Origin of the sequence: Shewanella sp. SM71 (assembly GCF_025653905.1) — a bacterium.
Lineage (GTDB): Bacteria > Pseudomonadota > Gammaproteobacteria > Enterobacterales > Shewanellaceae > Shewanella > Shewanella oncorhynchi.
In genome coordinates this window covers 38,436-61,923 of record NZ_JAKKRW010000002.1, presented here as the reverse complement: position 1 = coordinate 61,923, position 23,488 = coordinate 38,436, and the positions used below count along the sequence as shown (strand labels likewise).

Below are 23,488 nucleotides of genomic sequence, written 5' to 3'. Positions count from 1 at the left end.
AAGTCCATTAATCTCAAGTTAGCGAGAAAACTCACATGAGCTAGAAAACACCATCCCAGTTTTTTGCCGCAGGTTTTGGTCTGTCTTTGCTCAAAATCGCCTGACGCTGCTCAGGGGTTTCGCATTGGGCAACGGGAGTAAAATCCAGCGGTTTAATCACTAACGAGTCAGCAGGTTGCACTGGCGACTTGTCGAACATTGGCAAATTCATCGACCAAGAGACCAGCTCCCCCTTTTCGCTGATGCCAACATAACCGTCATTTGCGCCATCTAACCAAGTAAGGCGCGGAATACGTGCAATCAACTTCTCCACATTTTCACGGTTGGCGCGATAACCAACAGGCACCACTTTGCCATCGGGACGCGTAAACACAAAGGAGGCAGGCCCTTGGGTAATGATGCTGCCTTCCTGCCAATATTTATCAAGAATCTCTTGGGCATAGTGAAACCCAAACATATGAGCGTAATCAGTATCGTCGGCCACTATTTGCGGCACGGCCTTATCCCGCAGTAATAAAAAGCCTGAGCCAATGCTGATAATCTCTTTTACCCCTGTGATATTGGTTTTTTTAATCCAATCGACACCACAGTTAATCCCATCGCCCCAAAAATGCGCATCCCCCGTAGGACTTAAAATCGCAAAGGCACAATTGTTTGCCGTCATACTCGCCACATCCTTTAAGGCGCTGCGGATCGAGTAAGCATCACTGCGCCAACCCCAACTCACCACAGTGCCGTCCTTTTTCAAGGCGGCATAGGTGTGTTGAAAATATTCGATCTTCGCCACATCCGTAAGCTGCGGGAGTAACTTTTTCATATTGGTCGACTCTTCAACCTGCCCCCAAATCACAGCACTGCCCTCTTTTTTGAGGGCGACAAAACTGCGTCCTCTGGCGAAGATATCGACAACATCAACTAATTGATCCTGCACATGTAAGCTATTGCCGCCGTAGGGGCCATAACCCCAAGTGTGTACCTTGCCATTAGCATCAAGGGCCGCAATGGCCTCTTGATTAGCGAACAACTTGGTAATATTGGTCATGCGGTTTTGCAGGGCTTTGTCGAGGCTCAATTTCCCTACATTACCCCAGTAAACCACAGTGCCATCTTGACGTAGCGCGGCAAACCCGTCCTTAACTGGGACGATTTGCTTAACTTGCTTAAGCTGCCCCGTCACCTCGCGGCTATCACCACCAGCATAACTGTCGCCCCAAGTAATCACCTCACCAGATTGTGTTAACGCCGCAAAGGCCGAACTGTTGGTGACTACAGTCTCGACTGTGGGTAAATCACAGGGAATATGGCGATACTGTGGACTCGGATTTTCCTTAAGTTGGAGCAGTTTGCCGTTATCAAACTGTAGCAATGACTCGTTATTACTTTCCACAACGGCCATAGGTTGAGGATCGCTACAGCCAGAGATCTGCATGGCAACCATGCCCGCGAGTAAAGCCTTAGGCCAAGTGATTCGATGAGTGAGCATTACTTATTTCCTTGTATTTGCTTGGATATGTCATTCAATGTTGTGCAGCGGACAGAGCGAGAATGGATTTACCTAACATCGCCTAGTGTCAAAAATGGGCAGAATTCTAGCAGCTTGTTGATAAAAAGACGAAAATGCTCACAGTTTACTCTGCAAGTCCCCTCCACAGGCTAGCGCCTAACTGATGGCATGCTATTCTAAGCACCCATCAGCGCTGTTTAAAGGAGTAACAGTATGACTCGCCCTATTATTCTGGATTGCGATCCCGGCCATGACGACGCTATTGCGCTCATTTTAGCTCTCGCCCATCCAGAGCTGGTTCCACTGGCCGTCACCACCAGCGCCGGTAACCAAACGCCGGATAAAACGCTCAATAATGCCCTGCGGATCTTAACCTTATTAAATCGCAGTGATATTCCTGTCGCTGGCGGCGCCGTCAAGCCATTAGCTCGCGAATTAATCATTGCCGACAATGTTCATGGTGAAACCGGACTCGACGGCCCTGCATTGCCAGAGCCCAGCTTTGCGCCACAAACACTCAATGCCGTAGAACTGATGGCCAAGAAAATTCGCCAAAGCGATAAGCCAGTAACCTTAATTCCCACAGGGCCACTGACTAACATCGCCCTTTTACTGGCGAGTCATAGAGAGTTACACGATAAAATTGAGCGCATTGTGCTGATGGGCGGCGCAGCCGGTGTCGGCAATTGGACACCTGCCGCCGAGTTTAATATTTTTGTCGACCCAGAAGCCGCCGATATTGTCTTTAAATCCGGTATTCCCATCACTATGTGTGGGCTCGATGTGACTCATCAGGCGCAAATCATGGATGAAGACATAGAACGCATTCGCGCGATTCAAAATCCAATTGCTCAGTGCGTCGCCGAATTATTGGATTTCTTTATGATTTACCACAGAGATCCTAAATGGGGCTTTATTGGTGCGCCATTGCACGACCCCTGCACTATCGCTTGGTTGCTTAAACCTGAGCTATTTGAGGCGCAAGATTGCTGGGTAAGTATTGAAACCCAAAGTGAGTTGACCTTAGGCATGACAGTGGTCGATCGCTATCAGCTAACAGGTAAAGCCGCCAATGCGACTGTGCTGTTTGGGATCGATAGGCAAGGCTTTGTCGATTTACTGGTAGACAGTTTACGCGTCTATGATGCAACTTATCTCAATCGCAGATAAAAATGACAGTGAGTCTTCTATGAGCCAGATACTCGTTATCGGCAGTGCAAATGCCGACCATGTGATGAAATTTGAGTACCTGCCCGCTGCAGGGCAAACCTTAATGAGCCGAGATTACCGCCTCGAACAGGGCGGCAAAGGGGCCAATCAAGCCGTCGCCTGCGCACGCTTAGCCAAATCAGGTTCACGCACTGATTTTATCTGCCATCTCGGCCAAGACAGTATCGGCGATAATATGCGTCAAAGCTGGATGAATGATGGCATCAGTGCGGAAGGGATCCGCCAAATAGCCGGACTGAGCACAGGCACTGCCATGATTTTTATCGGTGATAACGGTGAGAATACGATTGGCGTTGCCGCAGGTGCCAACGCCAGCCTTTCACCCGATGACTTAGAAGCTCATTACGCCCTGTTTGCTAATGCGGAGTACTTGTTAACACAATTGGAAACGCCCGCTGCCACAGTGGCAAAGGCGCTGCAAATAGCCAAGAATCTTGGCGTGACGACTGTACTAAATCCTGCTCCAGCGACGGCACTTGGCCAAGATGTACTCAAGTGGGTAGATATTATTACCCCCAATGAAACCGAAGCAGAAGCCTTAACGGGAGTTGAGATCAACCATCTTGATGATGCACAAATGGCAGCGCAACTTCTCCACCAGCAGGGAGTAAAGATTGTGGTCATAACCTTAGGTAACCGTGGCGCATATATCAGCAGCCCAGGTTTTAATGGGCTAATACCTGCGTTTGAAGTGCAGGCCATAGACACAGTCGCCGCAGGGGATACCTTCAATGGCGCCTTAGTTGTGGGCTTAAGCGAGGGCATGTCGATTGCTGCAGCCGTGGGATTTGCCAATGCAGCCAGTGCCATTACTGTCACTCGCCCAGGTGCACAACGTGCGATTCCCTATCGACAGGAGCTTTCGTACTAAAAACGTAAGACGTTCTGAAGTAGACGCCCTGCGTTAGAACCTACAAATTATCATTTATAAATCAAACATATAAATAATAACTTCTGAGTACTTAGTTCACTCCAACTAAGTACTCACCTATGTTTACCGCTAACAATTTTGCCGCCAATAACAATGTAAGCTTTCAACCGAAAGTTGCATATACATAATTTACACGCTGATTTCATTCCCATTTAATGAAGATTGCTTATGCTGGCAGGTGCATGTCCGAGTCAAAACGGCTCGGCTACCCTTGTTCAAATAAGGAAGTACCAGATGAAAGCAAAAAGCACAGCTTTACGTAACGTGACCAGCACTGGCCTAATCGGCCTAGGATTATTATTCGCTAGCCAAGCGAGTGCCAACGAATGTGAACTGAAAATTGCCGCCACTGATGCAATGCAATTTGACACTAAAGAGCTGTCTGTACCTGCAAGCTGTAAAGAAGTGACCTTAACCTTAACCCACTCAGGCACCTTGCCAAAAGCAGCCATGGGCCATAACTGGGTATTAACTAAGGCAGCCGATATGTCAGCAGTAGCAACTGAAGGCATGAGCGCCGGTCCTGATGCAGCCTATGTCAAAGCCGGTGATACGCGCGTTATCGCACACACAGATTTAGTGGGCGGTGGCGAATCAACGTCGATCACCTTTAGCACTGCCGGTATGAGCGCCACCGAAGCCTACCAATTCTTCTGCAGCTTCCCAGGTCACTGGGCGATTATGCAAGGCAGTTTCAAGTTAAAAGCTTAAAGGAATGGCTTAGCCTCACCTTAAGTTAGTCAATAAAAAAGCGGATCTTAGGATCCGCTTTTACATTTCAGCCATTGCACTAATCCATCATGGTCTTGGTTGGATGACTAATGGCGCAAAGCTCGTCATCGCATTACCGTTAGCGCCGTTCAAGTTAGGATATTCAACCCCTTCCTGTAAGGTGTAATACACGTCGACAAAGTCATCGTCATTGGTGAACCAAGCATCCGGCATCACACTTAAAATACCATTGGTGATTTGCGGGATCAGCGCATAACCCTGAGCTTCAGGATCGGGGATCGACTTTAAGATCTGCTCCGCCGCTTCCAACAACTTAGTGGCCAACACTTTATAGTTAGTGCCATCGTCATGCTCCATTAGGATCATGTCCGCAGCCGCCCAACGATAACGCTCCCAATGTATGATGATTTGATTCGGATAATAGGTCGTATCCGCATAATCTAAATAGGGCATTTCGACGATATCGAGCACAGGCTCTTCACGGCTTGGATCAACCCCAGTCACTATGCCGTAAATTTCGGCACGACCAGAAATCCACGGCTCATGGTCATCCTTCAAGGATATCTGTTTGATCACTGTGGTTGAAATAGGCTTGTCTGCCACCACCTGTGTTTGCGCACGGCTCAGTAGTGCGCCCTCTTTTTTCGCTGACTGCGCCTCGGCAAATGTCGCCCGCATCACCTCTAAGCCAGCCACAAAGGCTTTTTTACTATCGATACCAACCACAAACACCGGCTGCTGCGGCAGGTTATACACGTCTAATTGATGCACTTGCCCATAAATATCAAAGGCTTCAATATAATCCCACTGACGCTCGTCACCATCGGGCTCATAGGCAAATAGAGGAGACTCACCTTGCTGCCATGGGGTTAACATGGTTTCATCCGCCAGACGCACTTGCACCAGAGAATCTGCTTTGGCACTTAAGCCCTTCACTCGGCGAATTGATGCATCGGCTTTGGTGATCACATGATCATTGAGCCTATGTTGGGACAGAATCTCATCGGCATTCACTGCTAACTGATACTGGTTTATTTCAGTCTGTAAGATAGGCGCAAGCTGCGCATATTGATGGCTTAAATCTAACGCCAATGCCCGCTTAGTATTGGTTAACTGCGCTTGTGCATCCAAAGTCGAATCCTTTAGCGACGCTTGTAGTAAGCGTAACGCCTCTCCATCTAAGGCTTGGCCATAACTCAGGGTTGCCGAAGCCGACAAACACAGCAATAAACTGGATTGAAGTAGTTTCATAGGAGTTCCCTTACCTTGATAAAGTTAAACGTGCGTTCGAATTCCTTACATATGAGCACAGAGCAGCATCTAAGTAAATCAAATGATAATAGTTATCGTTAATTATTAATGGTATAGAGTACGTAATCCCGGCTAAATACGATAAAAACAAGCTAATGACAGCATCAACAGATCAGTCCAGCCGAACAGTGTGTATGAAGATAAACGAGGAAATAGAATGAAATGAATTGATATGCACAGTTTCGCGAGCGACAAAAACACAAAAGGCAGATCTTAAGATCTGCCTTTTGCTGTTCATCGCCAGAGTGACGTTTCAGAACGCTTTGAACGCTCCCTTACGATCACACTGGCTTGATAAGACAAGGTTAAACGAATGAGTGTTACTCTTCGTCGAAATCATCTTCATCAAGATCTTCGGCATCAGTAGCCGCTTCAGCCGCTAATGCTGCGGCTAATTTTGCTTTAGCTTGTTTCTCTGAACGACGTTTATTGCGCTCAGTTAACGTACCTAAAAACACTTGTAATTCAGTTAAGCCCCAAGCTTGCGCTTCGGCTTCGGTCGCAAAGCCATCATGGCTCTTAGACACAACCGTTTTAGTTGATGTCATGCGACGAGTAATTTCAGTTTTCCAACCGTTGTCGCCCTGTGTCACGCGAAAATCGTATTTTTTGCCCTTGCTCATTCTGCTCTATTTCCTAAATGATGCTTGTCACGTTTGTCTTATCAAGCGAACCAAACGCTCATCATAAAACAAAAGGAGCGCAGTGTACTTGATTTCGGCCCAGAAAGATCGCCCAGATGAAAATATTCATGCCAGTTTCATCGACTCGCTCAGTGGAGTCAATGCTCACATCTAAAGCAACACTGTGCATATATCCCGACCGTCCTCTGTCTAAGGCAGTTTATCGCAAGCTAGCGTGCCTTAGATAATCGTCGTGCAAACGGTATATATTCTTGTTTATGTCATACAAATAGGCTTTTTCAGTCACATTAACACTTTAGAGTTTCTGATTAATATTAATAATTTACATCATTACTCATAGGTAAATCTGATGAAACTACGCCCTATTTCGTCGCTCTCACTCGGCCTGTTAATTGCCACGAGCGCTTTATTAGCCGGTTGCAATAATGACGATGATAACGCCGCTATCACGCCACCCACCAGCAAATCCGTTCCTGCTCAAGTGGGAGAAAGACCCTTATTCCTCGTTCGTCAAATGCAAGACAGCACACTTAAAACCCGCTTAGAACAATGCACCACTGACAGTTTTTATCGCAGCGAATTTTCTATCGGTCACCGTGGCGCGCCAATGAAATTCCCTGAGCATACAAAGGAATCCTACCAAGCGGCTATCGATTCGGGCGCAGGCATAGTCGAGTGTGATGTCACCTTCACCGCCGATAAAGCTTTAGTTTGCCGCCACTCACAGTGCGATCTTGCCAGCACGACCAACATTTTAGCCATACCCGAACTTGCCAATAAATGTTCGAGCCCATTCATTCCTGCCGATCCCGCCAATGGTATCAGCGCATCGGCAACCTGTTGCACTAGCGATATCACCCTCGCCGAATTTAAAACTCTCAAGGGTAAGATGGAAGGCAACAATCCGAAAGCGACCACTGCGGCCGAATTCATCAATGGTACCCCAAGCTGGCGCACCGATCTTTATGCTGACAATGGCACCTTGATGACCCACGCTGAAAGTATTGAAATGTTTAAAAAAGCTGGTGTAAAGATGACGCCTGAGCTAAAAGCCGCCAGCGTATCTATGCCCTTCGATGGTTTTACTCAGCAGGATTACGCGCAAAAAATGTTAGATGAATACACGGCGGCGGGCGTCGATGTTTCGCAGGTATTCCCCCAGTCATTTATTTTGGATGACATCAAATATTGGGTCGCCAACGCCCCTGAATTTGCGAAGCAAGCCGTGTTTCTCGATGACAGATACGATTATAACAGCGCCTTTGATCCGCAGAATTCTGCCACTTGGTCACCATCAATGGCGGATTTAAAGACCCAAGGCGTCGAAATTATTGCGCCGCCACTCTGGGTATTAGTCGCCTTAGATGCGGATAAGAAAATCATTCCTTCGGAATACGCTAAGGCCGCTAAAGGCGCTGGGCTTAAGATCATCACTTGGTCGCTGGAGCGATCTGGTTTATTAAAAAATGGCGGCGGCTTTTACTTTCAAAGCATTACCGAAGCGATAGATAATGAAGGCGATACCTTTGAATTACTTGATGTACTTGCGAAAGATGTCGGCGTGATTGGAGTGTTCTCCGACTGGCCCGCCACTGTGACTTACTATGCTAACTGTATGGATTTATAAGTCATCGATATAGAAAACAAAAAATGCGTTAACGATTAATCGTTAACGCATTTTTTTTATTGCGAAAATAATCTATATCTCGCCGCGAGCTATTTAAACAGGTGCTGGATATTCTTTAAATCGCCCTTACCTTCGGCAATTTCTTCAGGCGTTAAACCTGTGACTTCGTGCGGGAAAACTAACCAGTCTTCAGAGGCATGAATGTAATAGTCGGGTTTTAAAGGCACTGCGGTATTTTTTGGCTTGTAATAAGGGCAAGCGATACGGATATCGGTTGGCATATTTAGGCGCATCAGTTGGCTGAGTTTTTCTTTTAATGCATGAATACTACGGCCAGAGTCAAACACGTCATCCACAATCAACAAACCGTCACTCGCGTTCGCATTTTCAACGATGTAATGCAGACCATGAACTTTGATTTCTTTGCTTTGTTTGTCGGTGCCAATCCCATAATAAGAAGAGGTACGCACGGCAATGTGATCGGTTTCAACTTGTTTAAAATCGAAAAACTCCTGTACCGCGATCCCGATTGGAGCACCGCCACGCCAAATACCCACGATAAATTGCGGACGAAAGCCACTCTCATACACTTGCGAAGCTAATAAAAATGAATCTTCCAGCAATTGCTGCGCGGTAACAAAATACTTTTCTGACATGACACAGTCCCCATCACATTGATTTTATTCTTAGGTCGTTAAAGCTTATGACCCCTGTAAGGTCTGTTCGGCGGGTAAAGGTTCCCAAAACACTAGAACAGCTTTGCCTTAGCAAGTGTAGGCAGCCGCCGAATTTTGGGAGCGAATTTTATACCAAAAAAATGCGATGTGCTGCAGTAATAGTAAGAACTTGCGTGACAACAGACATTTATTTTGCCTTTTAAAGCCAAAAGCAACAAAAAGGCCACCCTAAGGTGGCCGATAAACAAGCGAACAATACCGCATTAAACGATAGGCGTAATCACATGCTCGCCTACTTTTGCCTTAGCGCTATAACCACGGGCCGTTGCGACTTGGAAATCCTTCGACAAAATGGTATCCACATAATGCCAGTCGCTGCGCACCTCATCAGCGGTAAAGGTGAGCGTCATAAAGCCTCGGTCTTTTAAGTTAGCGTACTTAAGATCTGGCACTAACTCGACGATTGCCGCCTCGGTCGCGGGGATCTGTTCCGCTGGCAGATTCAAGTAATATTCAAGGCCTGGCGATGATACTGAGCTAGTCGCAAACTCAACACCCACAGTATCGCCTTGCACGTCTTTAAGCTCGTTTGCCCATGCATTATGGGTGTCACCCGCGATCACAACTAGGTTAAGATTTTTCGATTTAGCCGTACCTAAAATCACTTCACGCTCATAGGCATAACCATCCCAAGCATCTAAGTTGTACGGGATTGCAGGTAATTGCAGCAGTCCGATAACTTCTGGCGTGAGTAAGGCTTGATTGGCTTGAAGATATTGCAGCTCTTGGGCAGTAAGCGTGGGATCATTTGCCGCCGCACGGGCCGCTAACTTAGCTAAAGCCCCTAACATAGCAAATTGAGGAATGCTCATCTGCTGAGTGGCAATCGCAGCAGGCAATGACATCTTACCCATTAATACCTGCTGTCCCAGTACTTGCCACTTGCCTGTCGACTGTAGCAATGTGCCCTGCAGCCATAATAATTGCGTCAGCCCCAGCATAGTGCGAGTGGTCGAAGTGACATCAGCAAGGAAACGCTCTCCCGCAAACGAACCCGTGGTAGGATCCATATAATCGGCATAATCGAGCTGTTTATCACGGGCTAATACGCGAGTATCCAACATATGCAGATCGACGAGATTGCCGTAACTGAAGCTGCGGTAAATCTCTTCATGGTTCCCTTCACGCCATGGGCGAATCGGTAACCACTCGAAATAAGCTTGTAGTGCCGCTTCTTTACGAACGGCAAAATCCCCTTCGCCTTCGTTGTGATTCTCGGCACTATCACGCCAAGTATCATTGGCCACTTCATGGTCATCCCACACTGTGATAAAAGGCACTTTTGCGTGTAACTTTTGCAGACTCGCATCGGTATGGTACTGACCATGGCGAGTGCGGTAATCACTCAACGTCAGCAACTCATTGGCGGGTAACACTTCACGGCCCAATTCGGCAGCATGCTCACTGGCATAACCACCGCGGGCATATTCATAGATGTAATCGCCTAAATGCACCACAGCATCTAAATCATCCTGCGCCGCCGCTAACTCATAGACGTTAAAATAACCGGCAGGAAAGTTAGCACAGGACATCACGGCTAATTTGACTGAGCTAACGTCACCCTCAGGCAGAGTGCGGGTTTTACCCACAACTGAGGTTTTATCACCCGTCATAAAGCGATAAAAGTAGGTTTGCCCGGCACGTAAACCACGGGCATCAATCTTAACCGTGTAGTCACGGCTTGCATTAGTGACAGTCTCACCTGTAGTCACTAATTGACTAAAGGCCGCATCGCTTGCCACTTGCCAACTCACTTTTACATCGCTCTCAGACTCAGGCGTGACACGAGTCCAGAGGATCACGGCATCGACTGCCGGATCGCCACTGGCAATCCCATGTAAAAATTGCGCGGGTACAGAATTATCATCATTACTATCACTACAGCCCATCAAGCCGTAAGAGATCACAGCAACGCCAACACCTTTGGCCGACATAGCCAAAAAGTCACGACGAGTTACGGTACGATTCATTATTATTATTCCTTGTTAGAAAAGGCTTCACTGGTATGAGGTCTAATGAGACCCCGATTGTGAGACATCACTGTTACACATTTGTGACACCTTTGTCAGCCTTTTATGATTTCTATCAATTCAAATACTTATACTGAATGGCGTACTTTATTTAAGCAGGGCTAGCGCAGCGAACAAGGAAGCTGCTAACATCGGTGCAGGCTAACGCAGCGTGTTAAATGCACGCCTAAGAATGGCAAGAAAAGGAATTTAACAATGAAAGTCAGCGATATTATGAGTGATCAAGTCATTTGCATCAGCGATGGCGCCAGCTTGAAAGATGCCCACCATCTGATGCAAACCCGTGGCGTACGCCACTTACCTGTGATATCTGAAATGGATGGCACCCTCGTTGGCGTACTCACCCATAAAAAGATGATCGCCAGCGTGATGACTATGTTGAATAAATACGGCCAAGGCGCGCTCGATCGTAAGGAGCGATACACGCCGATCAAAACCGTGATGGACCAAGACTTTCAGCATCTTACCGCCGACGAGCCCTTAACTGTGGTGGTGGAATATTTTATCGAAAACAAACTCGGCTGCTTGCCCGTTATCGATGTTGATAAAAAGGTACTCGGTATCGTCACTTCATCCGACTTTATTAAGCTGTGCCGTACCCTGCTGCAACAGCAAGCGTAACGTTTTACGCTCCTTTTATTCTATGTCAGCCTTTTACTACGTAAAGGCTGGCGTTGTATTTTTTATAAACTGTATTTTCTATAAAAGAAAGGATTCCCTTGGCTAAATTACTCTCCCAGGAACAATTTATTCGCGCCTATGAATGCGCAGAATTTGGCTGTTTTGCCAATCAACAACAACTCGCCAAATTACTCGCCAATCCCGATTACGACTTTTTACATCAAGACAGTACCTACTTTGGCAAAGCGGCGACACAAATCACCTGTATCAGTGACTTACAAAGTATGGAGGAATTGCATTTTGTCGCGGCCAACTTGAATTGGGATAACGATGATCCCGACATGGTCAGGGCGATTATCGAACATCCACTCTGCGACGCAGGTACCGCCTTATTACTCTACTGGTACGGACAAGGCTTTTATTACTCCACGCCAGAGACGCTCGATACACCTTTTGGACAGCTATTCAAAACCATAACCGATAGATTTGTTGCGCGCGGCTATGCCAGTTATAAAATCCATTTTGACCCGATTAAAGAATGTTTTATGCCCTCATTAGAAGACGTTCTTACTAGAGGATGCCAAATTCCAGGGGCTATTTTTGCCCCTTATAGCACTATGGAAATCGAAACCTATGAAGGGCACCCAAGGTATCTACAATTTAAAAATGAACTGCTGAAATCGGGTAAATGGGGCAAACAATAAGCGTTGATCTTTTGATATCAGAACAGTTTAAGCTGGGGTTACTGGCGGAATACGCGTAAAACGCTGCCAGCGGCACGAGCGCCAGCGATACACCATAATCAGGCCGCGGATCCATTCATCTGCCGCAACGGCAAGCCATGCTGCAAGCACGCCGTAACCTAAATGCAAGCCAAAGAACCATGCCAATAGCACGCCAATGCCCCACATGCTAAAGAGGCCAACCCGCACAGGGAACGCCACATCACCCGCGCCTTTTAATGCCGAAATTATCACCAGATTAAATACTCGCCCTGTTTCGAGCGCGATTGAACCTGCCAGCAATAACGCTGTTAGTTGGATGACTTCTTCGTTTTCACTTAGCCAGCCAACAATAGTGAATCGCTGCCAGTAGAATACTAAGACGATACCAAGGGAAACCATAAAGCCCACCAAACAGTAACGCTGCACCCGAGTGGTGATTTCATCGAACCATTGTTTACCCACATAATATCCGGTCTGGATTTGCGTCGCCTGCCCAAGTGCGACTGCAAAACAATAGATAAAACGGCTAATGTTCAAGCCATAGGTGTAGGCCGTGAGCGATAAAGTGCCCATCTGGCTGATAAAGTAGATGATGGTCATCTGAGCCACATTGTAAGACAGCATCTCGCCAGCATTGAGCAGGCCAATACGCATCACACTCCAATAAGTGCTGCGCGGTAAGAGCTTAAGTCTTTGCAGTGGCAGCGGGATTTGCTTATGCCGGATCACCATCAGCATGATAAACGCACCGATGATCTGGCTGGTCACTGTCGATATCGCCACTCCTGTTACCCCATAAACAGGTAAACCAAAGGGTGAATACAGGGCAATATAATTACCGATCACGTTCATTAAGCCCGTGCTCGAGGTCACTAACATGGCCGAGCGGGTAAAACCGTAACTACGCAAAATAGCGGCGAAGGCAATGTTCATCACTAGCCCTATGCTCAAGCTGCCGCAAATCACCAAATAGTCATATCCAAAACCAGCCACATCGTGCTCAAGTGCAAATAAGCCGATAATGCCCTTAGCACCAAAGAACATAGATGCGCCCATGACCAAGGCTAATACCAAACTCAATACGACACTCGCCACCCCGATATCGACAGCCTGCTGCGGTTGGCCTGCCCCATTGCTTTGGCTAATCAAAATACTTGCGCCCGTACTCACCATCATGGACATGACCATCATGAAGAACATCAACTGAGTCGTGAGTCCCACTGCGGCAACCGCATTATCGGAATAATGGCTCAGCATAAAGATATCGCTGATCCCAAGCAGAGATTGCAGCAAGGTCTCGATAAAAATCGGCCACGTCAGGGCAACTATGCCCATACGCTGTTGCAATGTTTTGGGTGCTTTTGCCACGAAAGATTCCTGCAAATAGAGAACGAATAACGAGTGTGGTCGCTGGCTCAATGTGTCGCTCAAACAGCATCTTGGCAACCTATATTTTAGCCAAGAGACTGAAACCCACTTTCACAAATAGACATCAAAGTGCTATCGAACGCACAATCAGGCGGACATTTAAGCGCATTAAGCCTGACAGTCAATTAAGTTGGTAATTTTCTTACAAGACACCCTACAACTCAATCTGTAATAGTGAAAAAGATGCCGACTGCAACCGTATTCATTACTGAGTTAATACCAAAGTTAATTTCCGCAATCATGATAGAGCTCATGGGTGAGTGTGAATCTAGGCTACCAATTCAATTAAGCTGCCGATAAACTCAGCCCATTGCAGAACAGCCGAGCGCACTAAAAATTGAGGGAGTATTAAATGAGCCAACTCTATTTAGAAGAGGGAATTAAACAATTGGTTAGCGAGTTTATCGCGGCGGGTTGCCCATCGGTGCGAGAGCAAACCATTGAGCAACGTAGGCAAGGTTATATCGCCAGCACTGTACTCGCAGGTGAGCCTGAAGAGGTGTTCGAGGTTAGATCTATTTCCATCGAGGGGGCAGAATTAACTCTGTTTAAACCCTCGGCGGCAGACAATTTACCTATCGTCATTTACTACCATGGTGGCTGTTTTATCAGTGGCGGCGTTGAAACCCACAATCAACAACTGCGAAAACTCGCCAATGATTCTGGCGCACTGGTGATCGCCGTTCGCTATCGCCTCGCCCCAGAACATGTTTATCCCGCAGCCCACGACGATGCCTGCCATGCCGCAGAAGTCATCTATCAACATTGCCACCAATGGGGCGGTGATAACACCAAAATCACCCTAATGGGCGACAGCGCCGGCGGCCATTTAGCCCTAGTCACTTGCCTGCGTTTAAAAGCCAAAGGGCAATGGTTGCCACACAAACAAGTGCTTATCTATCCTATGCTCGATGCCACCGCGAAGAGCCAAAGCTATAGCGACAATGGCGAGAAATACATCATCACCCGCGACACCTTGCTCACAGGTTTCGATCTGTATTTAGATTGGCACCCCAGAACCGATGCAGAAGCCAGTCCACTACGCCGTGATGACTTAGCAGGCTTACCCGAAACCCATATCATCACCGCCGAATTCGATCCGCTCGTCGATGAAGGTGAACAGCTATTTAGGAATCTATTAGAGGCTGGCGTCAATGCCCACTGCCGTCGTTATCTTGGCGTCATCCATGGTTTCTTCCAACTCTCGGGCGTGAGCCGTTCCGCTCGGGATGCCATGGTGCAGGTGACTAATATAGTGAAGAGAGCCTAACGTCATACTTGATGATTAATTCATTCATAAAAAAGGCTTTCTATCAAGATAGAAAGCCTTTTTTAACCGTTTGATATTTAAATTTAAACGGTTTTCTTTCGATACGCCAAGAACAACAAGACTATACCTACGGCTAAAAACGGTAAGCTCAGAAGTTGTCCCGCACTTAAGAAAGTTTCAGAGTAAGCCGCTTGGCTAACTTTAATCGACTCAATCGCAATTCGCGCACTAAACACCGATACCAGAAACAGGCCGAAAATAGCCCCATGTCTTTGTTTAATCTGCGTGTATTGATACAAAGCATACAGACCAATAAAGATAGCTAAATAAGCGAAAGCCTCATAGAGCTGTGCTGGATGTCTTGGCAACATGTCGACACGGGCAAATATAATGCCCCAAGGTTGAGCCGTAGGATCGCCTAAAATTTCTGAGTTGGCAAAGTTTGCCATACGCACAAAAAAGCCAAAAATGGCGGTGGCGATAGCGAGTCTGTCCAACAAAAACAGGAAGGGTAGCTTCACTTTACGTTGGTAATAATACAAGGCCAGAATCGCGCCTAAACCACCACCGTGGCTGGCAAGTCCGCCTTCCCAAATCGCCAAGATCTTAAGCGGATGAGCAAAGTAATAAGTCGGATCGTAGAACATACAATGGGCCAAACGCGCGCCCACAATAATGCCAACCACACAATAAATCAGTAAATTATCAAGGGACTCAAGATCGAGATTTTCCTTGATATAAATCCGCTTCATCACCTGAAAACCAGCAGTAATAGCAAGAGCAAACAGGACTCCATACCAATGTATTTTTAGTCCCATAAACGAGATTAATACAGGATCGAGCTCCCACACTAAGTGTTCCAAATTCAATTACTCCATAACACTTGGTACATAGAGGTACGCCAAAAAGCATGTTTTACGTGGTTAAACGCCAATAGACAAGCCTTGTCGCGGGGATATCTTACTATTGAGTCAAATTTAATGACTCAGAGCGACCTTGGTTTTGCCGAATGAGGCAATGCCAACCAAGTTACCATTTAACAAATCAACTAGCTAAATTTAACTGACTTTAGCCCCCCCCTAACGGCTCAGACGTTGGATGATGTCACTATGCTGTGGATATTGGGCTAACAAAGTTTGTTGGCTAAACAGCTCAAAATCATCAAAGGTAAAACCAGGCGATACCATGCAGCCCACTAATGAAAAACCATCTTGATTCATGGCTGAACCAAAGATACAGCCCTTAGGGACTAAAAACTGTGGCCGCTCGCCCGCAGCTAAATTAAGCCCTAATTGCGCCGTCGTGAGCACCCCATCAGGATCAATCATGTAAATCGTCAGCGATTGCCCCGCATGGAAATACCACATTTCATCAGCTGTCAGACGATGGAAATGGGAAACCTCTCCCGTACGCAGCAAAAAATAGATACTGCTCCATAATGCCCGAGTCTGATCAAATACCGTTTCTGAACGATAGGATGAGCGGTAATAACCGCCTTCAACATGCTGCTCTAGCGCTAAATGTTCAATAAAATCATCTGCAGTATGCATTATAAATCCCTGTGTAAAATTAAAACCACAATTAAGGCCCTAGATTCTACTCGAAAATCATCTGTCCACTAAACACCGCAATGAAGCTTTTTGAACATAAGCACAAACGCTAAAGTTCAAGACATCACGACTGACTCGATACGATCGCAGGACTTAGGTTTTAAGCCTCAACAGGGATACAACTCTGCGCCATCGAACGCTCTGATGCCTTGGTAAAATCGCGACGACAAATAAATTGTACGGCATATTGTTATGGTTTGTTGTTACCCACAAAAGCGGCTAAATTGTAATGAGTTCGCAGGATGCATTCGCGGCTAAAGCGCCAAAGAGTAGTTTATCTATGATAACTTGGACACGCGGACTTAAGGTTGGGTGATTTTCCACAGGGATTTTAATCGATGATCAAAATAGAAGAAATGGCTTTAGTCCTTGATGCACTTCCTGATCCTACTTTTGTTCTGTCAAAAAGTGGTAAATACATTGCCGTCTTCGGTGGTAAAGATGACCGTTATTACCACGATGGTAGTGGTCTAATCGGCTTGTATCTTAGCGATGTGTTAAAGGCTGACAAACTCAATTACTTTTTACAGGTTATCGAAAGTGCATTAACCAGCCGAAAATTACTGATCGAAGAATATGAATTGAGCAATAAAGATGTCAAAGGCTTACCCGATATAGGCCCTGAACAACCCATTTGGTTTGAGGGACGCATTCAAGCACTAGACTTTCTGGTTGATAATGAGCCTGTGGTGCTTTGGGTCGCCAGTAATATTTCCAAACGGCATGAGCTTGAACTGCAACTACGTCAGCTAAGCGATACCGATCAGCTGACAGGGCTGTATAACCGTCGCCGCTTAGAACGTGATTTAACCTTTCAATTCGATATATTTCAGCGCCACCGTATTCCCACCTCAATCTTGATCCTCGATTTAGACCATTTAAAGTCCATCAATGATCAGTTGGGTCATTATGCTGGCGATCAAATCATCATCGCGGTTGCCGAAACCTGCCGAACTCAATTTAGAAAAACCGATAGCGCGTATCGTTTTGGTGGCGATGAATTTGTGATTGCCCTACCTGGGGTAGAGCATTCGCAAGCGGTTGAATTTGCAGAATACCTCTGCGATTGCTTTTACACTGAGCTGCAAAAATATGCGGTCAATGGCTTGTTTGCTACCGTAAGCATTGGAGTCGCTTCTATCGAACCATTGGATAAGTCCTATGAAGAAACGCTTAAGCGGGCTGATGCCGCCTTGTATCAAGCTAAACGTAACGGCAAAAATCGAGTTATATCAAATACAGCCTAAGCGGGCTGAACATTTCAAACCACACATAGCAATAACAAGCGTCCTTAATAAGTGATAGCCACAAGTGCTCATAAGAAGCGAGAATCAAAAGAGCAACAAACAAAAAAGCGAACCAAAAGGTTCGCTTTTAAACACATTAAGCTAATGCCAAATAACAGAATTAATTCAGGTTTTTCGCAGCTTTACGGGCTTGATGCAGCTTCTTATAGCTTTCAATCAATCTTAAATGCGGCTCAATGCCTTCGAGCTGCATGCTGGTCTTAGTTAAACCATAAAAACGCACTTTACCTGTGATTGAGCCAACGACGTTGTCCATCACTTCTTTACCGAACATACGGTTGAAGTTATGGATAAAATCATCAAGTTCTAACTCTTCATCTAAGGTCACTTCCAGCACAGCATTCATGGCTTGGTAGAACAGGCCACGTTTAACGGTATTGTCGTTAAACTGTAGGAACTCACCGACCAGCTCAATCGCGTCTTCGTGTGCACCGAGTGCCAAATAAATCAGGATCTTAAGCTCAATAATCGTCAGTTTTCCCCACACGGTATTTTCATCAAATACAATGCCGATTAAGGTGCGAATATCCGTGTAGTTATCGAGTTGGCTTTCTTCTAAACGGTTGACCAAATTAGCCAATTGCTTAGTGCTTAACGAATGTAGATTTAAGATATCTTCACGGTACGCCAGCGCCTTATTGGTGTTATCCCAAATCAAGTCATCAACTGGATAAATCTCAGAATAATCAGGAACTAAAATACGACACGCCGATGCGCCTAAATCGGTAAACTCGGCGATATACACCTCTTTACCTAACGCTTCTAAGATCCCAAACAGGCCGTCGGCTTCTTCTTCGCTGGTGCCAGAAAAATCCCATTCGCAGAATTCATAATCAAATTTACTGCTAAAGAAGCGCCATGAAATCACTCCTGTTGAATCAATAAAGTGCTCAACAAAGTTTTCTGGCTCGCTGACCGCCATGCTGTTAAAGGTCGGTTTTGGCACATCGTTTAAGCCTTCAAAGCTACGGCCTTGCAGCAATTCAGTTAGGCTGCGCTCTAACGCCACTTCAAAGCTTGGGTGCGCGCCAAAGGAGGCAAATACGCCACCCGTTTTCGGGTTCATCAGGGTGACGCACATCACAGGGAACTGGCCGCCGAGTGAGGCATCTTTGACCACAACCGGGAAACCTTGCTCTTCTAAGCCGTTAATGCCTGCGAGGATGCTTGGGTACTTTTCTAGTACAGACATGGGCACATCGGGCAGGACAATTTCTTGCTCAATGATTTGGCGTTTTACAGCGCGCTCAAAAATCTCTGATAAGCACTGCACATGGGCTTCTTGCAGGTTATTACCCGCACTCATGCCATTGCTTAAGAACAAGTTTTCAATCAGGTTCGACGGGAAGTAAACCGTTTCACCGTCAGATTTACGAGTATAAGGAATCGCACAGATACCGCGCTTAATATTGCCCGAATTAGTATCAATCAAGTGCGAGCCGCACAGCTCGTCGTCTGGGTTATAAATCTCTAAGCAATAGTCATCGAGAATACCCGCTGGCAGCGCATCGTCTTCCTCTAACGCAAACCACTTTTCATTGGGATAATGCACAAATTCGCTATTGGCGATTTCGGTACCAAAGAATTGATCATTATAGAAAAAGTTGTTATTCAGACGCTCAATAAACTCGCCGAGTGCCGAGCACAGCGCGCTTTCTTTGGTCGCGCCTTTACCATTGGTGAAACACATTGGCGAAGCGGCGTCACGAATGTGCAGTGACCACACGTTCGGCACTATGTTACGCCATGATGAGATCTCTATCTTCATTCCAAGATCGGCGAGCATGCCCGTCATATTGGCAATGGTTTGCTCCAGCGGCAGATCTTTACCCAGAATAAAGGTGCTCGATGCGCCATTAGGCTGACCCATCAACATGGCATTGGCGTCTGAATCTAGGTTCTCAACGGTTTCAATTTTAAATTCTGGGCCAGTTTGCACCACTTTTTTAACGGTACAACGGTCAATCGAGCGCAAAATACCTTCGCGATCTTTCTCCGAAATATCTTCGGGTAACTCAACTTGAATTTGGAAAATCTGGTTGTAGCGATCTTCTGGATCGACAATATTGTTCTGCGACAGTCTAATGTTATCCGTTGGAATATCACGGGCTTTGCAATATACCTTCACGAAATAGGCCGCACACAGGGCTGACGACGCTAAGAAATAGTCAAACGGACTAGGGGCAGAACCATCACCTTTGTAGCGGATTGGCTGATCGGCGGTCACGGTAAAATCATCAAACTTGGCTTCAAGTCTAAGATTGTCGAGAAAATTAACTTTGATTTCCATTGAATATGATTTCCACTAAATATGCGAGTCTGTAGCAGCCCATCGACCAAGTCGCGTCATTGGTAATGAGTCATTAAGGGTGAATTATCGGTGTTTTTGGCCCATTAGTCTTGGGTTAATTATGTTAAAAACCATAATCAGGCCATTTACGGCTGAGCTTGACGGTTTGAATAGCAGGGTTAAGCGAGTACTTAGATTGAGTTTCAAGAAGGCGAGGAAACCAATGAGTCGCAGAGTAACACTCTGCGCAAAAACACATTATGGATGTTTTTCAGTTTCTCGCTTAACCAACAGAAAGGTTAAATACATCTTAGTCGGTAATGACAAGGCCATGCCAAAGGCGACACACATAGCGCTGATAATAATCCCTTGCACGCCCATCGCCTCAACAGTTTCATTAAAGTTATGTAAGTAGATGCCCAACGCAATAAGACAAATGCCTACAGTAATGCAGATTTTCAGCGTTAGGATCAACTTTTCATTCGTCACAACCCTGCCCTTACTGTTCGCCACTATCTACACCAGGCTGCACCAGCTCTAGCTAATTTTGCATCAATTTTAGCTAATATAGTGAACTCATTGGGCCCATATAGTGTTGATAAAGATCAAAAGAAAGGCCTAGATTCACAGCATAGTTAACAATTTTGGAATAAATCAACAGCGCGCATTTTATCGATTTCCATTACATTTTTGTTAACTTAAACACTTAAGAATGCGGGAAATTAGCTATACTGCCCTGCAATAAAAGAGATGTTCATCATGGAGTCGTCAAGCATGTCTAATTTCAGCCTACGTAATAAATTACTGCTGTTGTCGTTATTCCCTTTAATTTTTACCTTGTTCGTACTCATGACAGTTTCTTACTATGTCGAAAAAGACGCCCTTGCAGATGAAGTGACGACCTTTAGAACTAAGCTCATCGGTGAACGTAAAACACAAATAAAAGAAGCCACCGAAATTGCCGCAGGAATAGTGCAGTATCAGTTGTCTTTAAAAGAAAATGGCAATGTAAACCAAGCGCTACGTGATATCCGTTTTGGCAGTTCTGGTTACTTCTTTATTTACGACTCCCAAGGTAAAAACCTGTTCCATGCCGTCATGCCCAACCTCGAAGGGCAAAATAAAATTGATATGACAGATCCCCGCGGCACTAAAATCATTGTCGGTTTACTCGATGCCGCTAAAAAAGGGGACGGTAACTTCTCGTTCTACTTTCAAAAACCCAATACCAATGAGCAAATTGAAAAAATCGGTTACTCCATGATGATCCCTGGCACTGACTGGATGCTAGGCACGGGAGTCTATATCGATGATATCGACACTGTCGTTGAGGATTATCGTGCGACGGTCACTGAGCAGATGATCGAAAAATCCTATGCCATTCTGTTAATTGCGCTGTTACTCGCCGCGATTACTGTCGCTGTTATTCTGATCACTGCCCAACGTATGGTCGCGCCCATTAAAAATATGGCGAATAACTTAAACGATATCGCTAAAGGCGAAGGCGATTTAACCAAACGTCTTATTGTTAAAGGTGAAGATGAAATTGCACAACTAGGTCAATCCTTTAACCTGTTTGTCGATAAACTCCAAACCATCATAGGCGATGTGGCAAACGCGACGGCTAAAGTTAAAACCGCCGCCAACGCGATTCACGATCAAACCAAAGTCATGTCGAGCCAACTCATCAGTCATAACAATGAAACTGATCAAGTGGTTACCGCCATCACTGAAATGTCAGCCACCGCCAGCGAAGTAGCGCAAAATACCACGCAAGTGGCTGAAGCGACTCACGCTGCCACTGGCGATGTAGCCAATGCCCAACGCTGCGTCGATGCTTCTTTAGAAGAAATTTCGGCACTCATGGCGCAAATCAACAATGCGGCGGGCAGCATTCAATCCTTGAGCGAACAGTCTAAAAAAATCAACAACGTGCTGTCAGTGATTGGCGGTATTGCTGAGCAAACTAACCTATTGGCATTAAATGCCGCCATCGAAGCTGCCCGCGCCGGAGAACAGGGCCGAGGCTTTGCCGTGGTGGCCGATGAAGTGCGTAACTTAGCGAGCCGAACGCAATCAAGCACTTTAGAAATCAATGAGATGCTATCTGAACTGCACAAGCTTGTCGCATTGGCAGTAAAAACGATGGAAGAAAGTCAGCAAAGCTGCGTGCGCTCGGTAGACTCTTCCCGTGCAATTTCTGAAAGCCTTGGTTCAGTGACATCGGCGGTCACGGCCATTAACGACATGAGCACCCAAATTGCGACGGCGGCCACGGAACAAAGCTCTGTAACCGAAGAAATCAACCGTAATGTGTTCGCCATCCAAGAGATTGTGAATGAGTTACTCCATTCCAGCGAAGATGCTGCCAGAGTCAGCCAGACCGTGTCGCAGGAAGGTATTAACTTAGGTAAGCTCGTCGGTCAGTTTAAGATTTAAAAATATTTTCAATGGGTTGCAAGCTAGATAAGACATAGCAACCCATTGGTTTGCTGAAAATGTAAGATAAGGTCTCAGCCTTGCTGAGGCCGATGGCAGTGGAATTGAAGGATTGTGGGATTTTTTAATTTCAAAAAGTAAAACTTAAATCCCATTGCCTACGTATATAAGTCCAAATACCCAATCCAATAGAAATGGCCATGTTCTCAATATTTAAGAAAAATCCCTTAAAAAAATTAACTCAGCAATATAACGCCAAGCTTGAACAAGCTATGCATGCCCAGAGAAAAGGCGATATTAAATCCTACTCAATGCTGACCGCTGAAGCCGAGCAAATCGAAAATCAAATAAAAGTGTTAGAAACAACAAGCCATAAATAAACCTTCAAAGCAAAAACACTCAGCAGACAAACTACCAAGAGTCAGCTTGAAAACGTGCCAATCTGGCCTCTGTGACTGTGCATTGAGTCAATTGCATCAACTCACCTAAGGTAATCGCAGGATTGTCTGTGATAAGCCGAATCAGCTTAGCGTCTAATGGTTCAAGTTTGTCCGCATGTTGCAGCAAGGCTGACTCCAACTTTTTGATAAGATAACCAAACTGGCCATCTTTAGCTGTTAACTGCTGCGCCAGCAATGGCTCACTTTGTAAATGCGCACAGCAGGATTGGATCTTGATCGCCGCGCCAACCATGCACCAATTTCTCGAACGCCGCACACGCTTAAGCTCGCAATCATATTGAGCTGCAATCGCTTGAGCTTGTTTAACCGCCTCCCGCCCAATTCGATGAATCAGCGAGGGCAGCGAGATACTAATGTCGTCGTTCATAACGCTTGGTTCATCGCCGCTCTTTTATGCCTGCATGGGAAAAGCCTGCTCGACTTTACATTCAAATACAAAAATTCAATGCACGGCAGTGTACTCTGACTCACTTTATTCTAAAAGCTCCGCCCCCTGCCGGATAAGATTTGATGCGATGACGCTTTGATACCAATCGTATTAAATATCTGTTCATTCAGCGGGAGTTCAACGCGCTTTAGACAAGGCGAAGG

Annotated in this window: 21 protein-coding genes; 10 read left to right on the top strand and 11 right to left on the bottom strand. The window is 46.0% G+C overall.

The window, feature by feature from the left end:
* Positions 1-40: 40 nt before the first annotated feature.
* Complete coding sequence (locus L5L97_RS02745) at positions 41-1,483, bottom strand: hypothetical protein (RefSeq protein WP_263181941.1); 1,443 nt, start codon at positions 1,481-1,483, stop codon at positions 41-43.
* A gap of 234 nt (positions 1,484-1,717) precedes the next feature.
* Between L5L97_RS02745 and rihA the strand changes: the two genes are divergently transcribed.
* From rihA to azu, 3 genes are all read left to right on the top strand, one after another.
* Complete coding sequence (gene rihA / locus L5L97_RS02740) at positions 1,718-2,674, top strand: pyrimidine-specific ribonucleoside hydrolase RihA (protein ID WP_263181939.1); 957 nt, start codon at positions 1,718-1,720, stop codon at positions 2,672-2,674.
* 19 nt (positions 2,675-2,693) lie between these two features.
* A complete protein-coding gene (rbsK, locus tag L5L97_RS02735; RefSeq protein ID WP_263181938.1) occupies positions 2,694-3,605 on the top strand; it encodes a ribokinase in 912 nt (303 codons plus the stop codon).
* 294 nt (positions 3,606-3,899) lie between these two features.
* Complete coding sequence (gene azu / locus L5L97_RS02730) at positions 3,900-4,376, top strand: azurin (RefSeq protein WP_263181936.1); 477 nt, start codon at positions 3,900-3,902, stop codon at positions 4,374-4,376.
* An 87-nt stretch (positions 4,377-4,463) separates the two neighbouring features.
* On the opposite strand, the gene L5L97_RS02725 is transcribed toward azu, so the two are convergent.
* Positions 4,464-5,648: a DUF3103 domain-containing protein gene (locus L5L97_RS02725; RefSeq protein ID WP_263181935.1), complete on the bottom strand. Its 1,185-nt coding sequence runs from the start codon at positions 5,646-5,648 to the stop codon at positions 4,464-4,466.
* A gap of 380 nt (positions 5,649-6,028) precedes the next feature.
* A complete protein-coding gene (locus L5L97_RS02720; protein WP_105250177.1) occupies positions 6,029-6,331 on the bottom strand; it encodes a DUF3622 domain-containing protein in 303 nt (100 codons plus the stop codon).
* A gap of 370 nt (positions 6,332-6,701) precedes the next feature.
* On the opposite strand from L5L97_RS02720, the gene L5L97_RS02715 reads away from it, so the two are divergent.
* Positions 6,702-7,979, top strand: a complete 1,278-nt coding sequence (locus L5L97_RS02715; RefSeq protein ID WP_263181934.1) for a glycerophosphodiester phosphodiesterase family protein — start codon at positions 6,702-6,704, stop codon at positions 7,977-7,979.
* 89 nt (positions 7,980-8,068) lie between these two features.
* Here L5L97_RS02715 and L5L97_RS02710 read toward each other — a convergent pair whose 3' ends face one another.
* Positions 8,069-8,635 (bottom strand): phosphoribosyltransferase, encoded by a 567-nt coding sequence (locus L5L97_RS02710; RefSeq protein ID WP_028759331.1) that lies wholly within the window; start codon positions 8,633-8,635, stop codon positions 8,069-8,071.
* Between the two features lie 284 nt (positions 8,636-8,919).
* Complete coding sequence (locus L5L97_RS02705; RefSeq protein WP_263181933.1) at positions 8,920-10,686, bottom strand: alkaline phosphatase D family protein; 1,767 nt, start codon at positions 10,684-10,686, stop codon at positions 8,920-8,922.
* Positions 10,687-10,941: 255 nt separating this feature from the next.
* Here L5L97_RS02705 and L5L97_RS02700 point away from each other — a divergent pair, with 255 nt between their 5' ends.
* Positions 10,942-11,367 (top strand): HPP family protein, encoded by a 426-nt coding sequence (locus L5L97_RS02700; RefSeq protein ID WP_263181931.1) that lies wholly within the window; start codon positions 10,942-10,944, stop codon positions 11,365-11,367.
* Between the two features lie 98 nt (positions 11,368-11,465).
* A complete protein-coding gene (locus tag L5L97_RS02695; RefSeq protein WP_263181930.1) occupies positions 11,466-12,071 on the top strand; it encodes a DUF4274 domain-containing protein in 606 nt (201 codons plus the stop codon).
* Between the two features lie 27 nt (positions 12,072-12,098).
* Here L5L97_RS02695 and L5L97_RS02690 read toward each other — a convergent pair whose 3' ends face one another.
* A complete protein-coding gene (locus tag L5L97_RS02690; protein ID WP_263181928.1) occupies positions 12,099-13,460 on the bottom strand; it encodes an MATE family efflux transporter in 1,362 nt (453 codons plus the stop codon).
* A 412-nt stretch (positions 13,461-13,872) separates the two neighbouring features.
* Between L5L97_RS02690 and L5L97_RS02685 the strand changes: the two genes are divergently transcribed.
* A complete protein-coding gene (locus L5L97_RS02685) occupies positions 13,873-14,790 on the top strand; it encodes an alpha/beta hydrolase (RefSeq protein ID WP_263169455.1) in 918 nt (305 codons plus the stop codon).
* An 83-nt stretch (positions 14,791-14,873) separates the two neighbouring features.
* Here the strand turns inward: L5L97_RS02685 and lgt are convergent, their stop codons facing one another.
* Together lgt and L5L97_RS02675 are read right to left on the bottom strand one after the other, a co-directional pair.
* Positions 14,874-15,653, bottom strand: coding sequence for a prolipoprotein diacylglyceryl transferase (gene lgt, locus L5L97_RS02680; protein ID WP_263182009.1), 780 nt, complete (start codon positions 15,651-15,653; stop codon positions 14,874-14,876).
* A gap of 216 nt (positions 15,654-15,869) precedes the next feature.
* A complete protein-coding gene (locus L5L97_RS02675) occupies positions 15,870-16,340 on the bottom strand; it encodes a cupin domain-containing protein (RefSeq protein ID WP_113939074.1) in 471 nt (156 codons plus the stop codon).
* Between the two features lie 398 nt (positions 16,341-16,738).
* On the opposite strand from L5L97_RS02675, the gene L5L97_RS02670 reads away from it, so the two are divergent.
* Complete coding sequence (locus L5L97_RS02670) at positions 16,739-17,647, top strand: GGDEF domain-containing protein (RefSeq protein ID WP_263181927.1); 909 nt, start codon at positions 16,739-16,741, stop codon at positions 17,645-17,647.
* 160 nt (positions 17,648-17,807) lie between these two features.
* Here the strand turns inward: L5L97_RS02670 and L5L97_RS02665 are convergent, their stop codons facing one another.
* Positions 17,808-19,997: an OsmC domain/YcaO domain-containing protein gene (locus tag L5L97_RS02665; protein ID WP_263181925.1), complete on the bottom strand. Its 2,190-nt coding sequence runs from the start codon at positions 19,995-19,997 to the stop codon at positions 17,808-17,810.
* A 258-nt stretch (positions 19,998-20,255) separates the two neighbouring features.
* The gene (locus tag L5L97_RS02660; RefSeq protein ID WP_113939077.1) at positions 20,256-20,486 is read right to left on the bottom strand and encodes a hypothetical protein; all 231 of its coding nucleotides are present in this window, start codon (positions 20,484-20,486) and stop codon (positions 20,256-20,258) included.
* A 285-nt stretch (positions 20,487-20,771) separates the two neighbouring features.
* Here L5L97_RS02660 and L5L97_RS02655 point away from each other — a divergent pair, with 285 nt between their 5' ends.
* Both L5L97_RS02655 and L5L97_RS02650 read left to right on the top strand, forming a co-directional pair.
* Positions 20,772-22,436 carry a methyl-accepting chemotaxis protein gene (locus L5L97_RS02655; protein ID WP_263146578.1) on the top strand — a complete coding sequence of 555 codons (1,665 nt, stop codon included), beginning with the start codon at positions 20,772-20,774 and terminating at the stop codon, positions 22,434-22,436.
* 200 nt (positions 22,437-22,636) lie between these two features.
* Complete coding sequence (locus L5L97_RS02650) at positions 22,637-22,816, top strand: DUF6435 family protein (protein WP_263181923.1); 180 nt, start codon at positions 22,637-22,639, stop codon at positions 22,814-22,816.
* A gap of 31 nt (positions 22,817-22,847) precedes the next feature.
* On the opposite strand, the gene L5L97_RS02645 is transcribed toward L5L97_RS02650, so the two are convergent.
* Positions 22,848-23,264, bottom strand: a complete 417-nt coding sequence (locus tag L5L97_RS02645) for a ribosome recycling factor family protein (RefSeq protein ID WP_173496738.1) — start codon at positions 23,262-23,264, stop codon at positions 22,848-22,850.
* Between the last annotated feature and the right edge of the window lie 224 nt (positions 23,265-23,488).

Coding starts and splice junctions, on each gene's coding strand:
- L5L97_RS02745 (WP_263181941.1), bottom strand. CDS start 1,483: ATGCTCACTCATCGAATCACTTGGCCTAAGGCTTTACTCGCGGGCATG.
- rihA (WP_263181939.1), top strand. CDS start 1,718: ATGACTCGCCCTATTATTCTGGATTGCGATCCCGGCCATGACGACGCT.
- rbsK (WP_263181938.1), top strand. CDS start 2,694: ATGAGCCAGATACTCGTTATCGGCAGTGCAAATGCCGACCATGTGATG.
- azu (WP_263181936.1), top strand. CDS start 3,900: ATGAAAGCAAAAAGCACAGCTTTACGTAACGTGACCAGCACTGGCCTA.
- L5L97_RS02725 (WP_263181935.1), bottom strand. CDS start 5,648: ATGAAACTACTTCAATCCAGTTTATTGCTGTGTTTGTCGGCTTCGGCA.
- L5L97_RS02720 (WP_105250177.1), bottom strand. CDS start 6,331: ATGAGCAAGGGCAAAAAATACGATTTTCGCGTGACACAGGGCGACAAC.
- L5L97_RS02715 (WP_263181934.1), top strand. CDS start 6,702: ATGAAACTACGCCCTATTTCGTCGCTCTCACTCGGCCTGTTAATTGCC.
- L5L97_RS02710 (WP_028759331.1), bottom strand. CDS start 8,635: ATGTCAGAAAAGTATTTTGTTACCGCGCAGCAATTGCTGGAAGATTCA.
- L5L97_RS02705 (WP_263181933.1), bottom strand. CDS start 10,686: ATGAATCGTACCGTAACTCGTCGTGACTTTTTGGCTATGTCGGCCAAA.
- L5L97_RS02700 (WP_263181931.1), top strand. CDS start 10,942: ATGAAAGTCAGCGATATTATGAGTGATCAAGTCATTTGCATCAGCGAT.
- L5L97_RS02685 (WP_263169455.1), top strand. CDS start 13,873: ATGAGCCAACTCTATTTAGAAGAGGGAATTAAACAATTGGTTAGCGAG.
- L5L97_RS02675 (WP_113939074.1), bottom strand. CDS start 16,340: ATGCATACTGCAGATGATTTTATTGAACATTTAGCGCTAGAGCAGCAT.
- L5L97_RS02670 (WP_263181927.1), top strand. CDS start 16,739: ATGATCAAAATAGAAGAAATGGCTTTAGTCCTTGATGCACTTCCTGAT.
- L5L97_RS02665 (WP_263181925.1), bottom strand. CDS start 19,997: ATGGAAATCAAAGTTAATTTTCTCGACAATCTTAGACTTGAAGCCAAG.
- L5L97_RS02655 (WP_263146578.1), top strand. CDS start 20,772: ATGTCTAATTTCAGCCTACGTAATAAATTACTGCTGTTGTCGTTATTC.
- L5L97_RS02650 (WP_263181923.1), top strand. CDS start 22,637: ATGTTCTCAATATTTAAGAAAAATCCCTTAAAAAAATTAACTCAGCAA.
- L5L97_RS02645 (WP_173496738.1), bottom strand. CDS start 23,264: ATGAACGACGACATTAGTATCTCGCTGCCCTCGCTGATTCATCGAATT.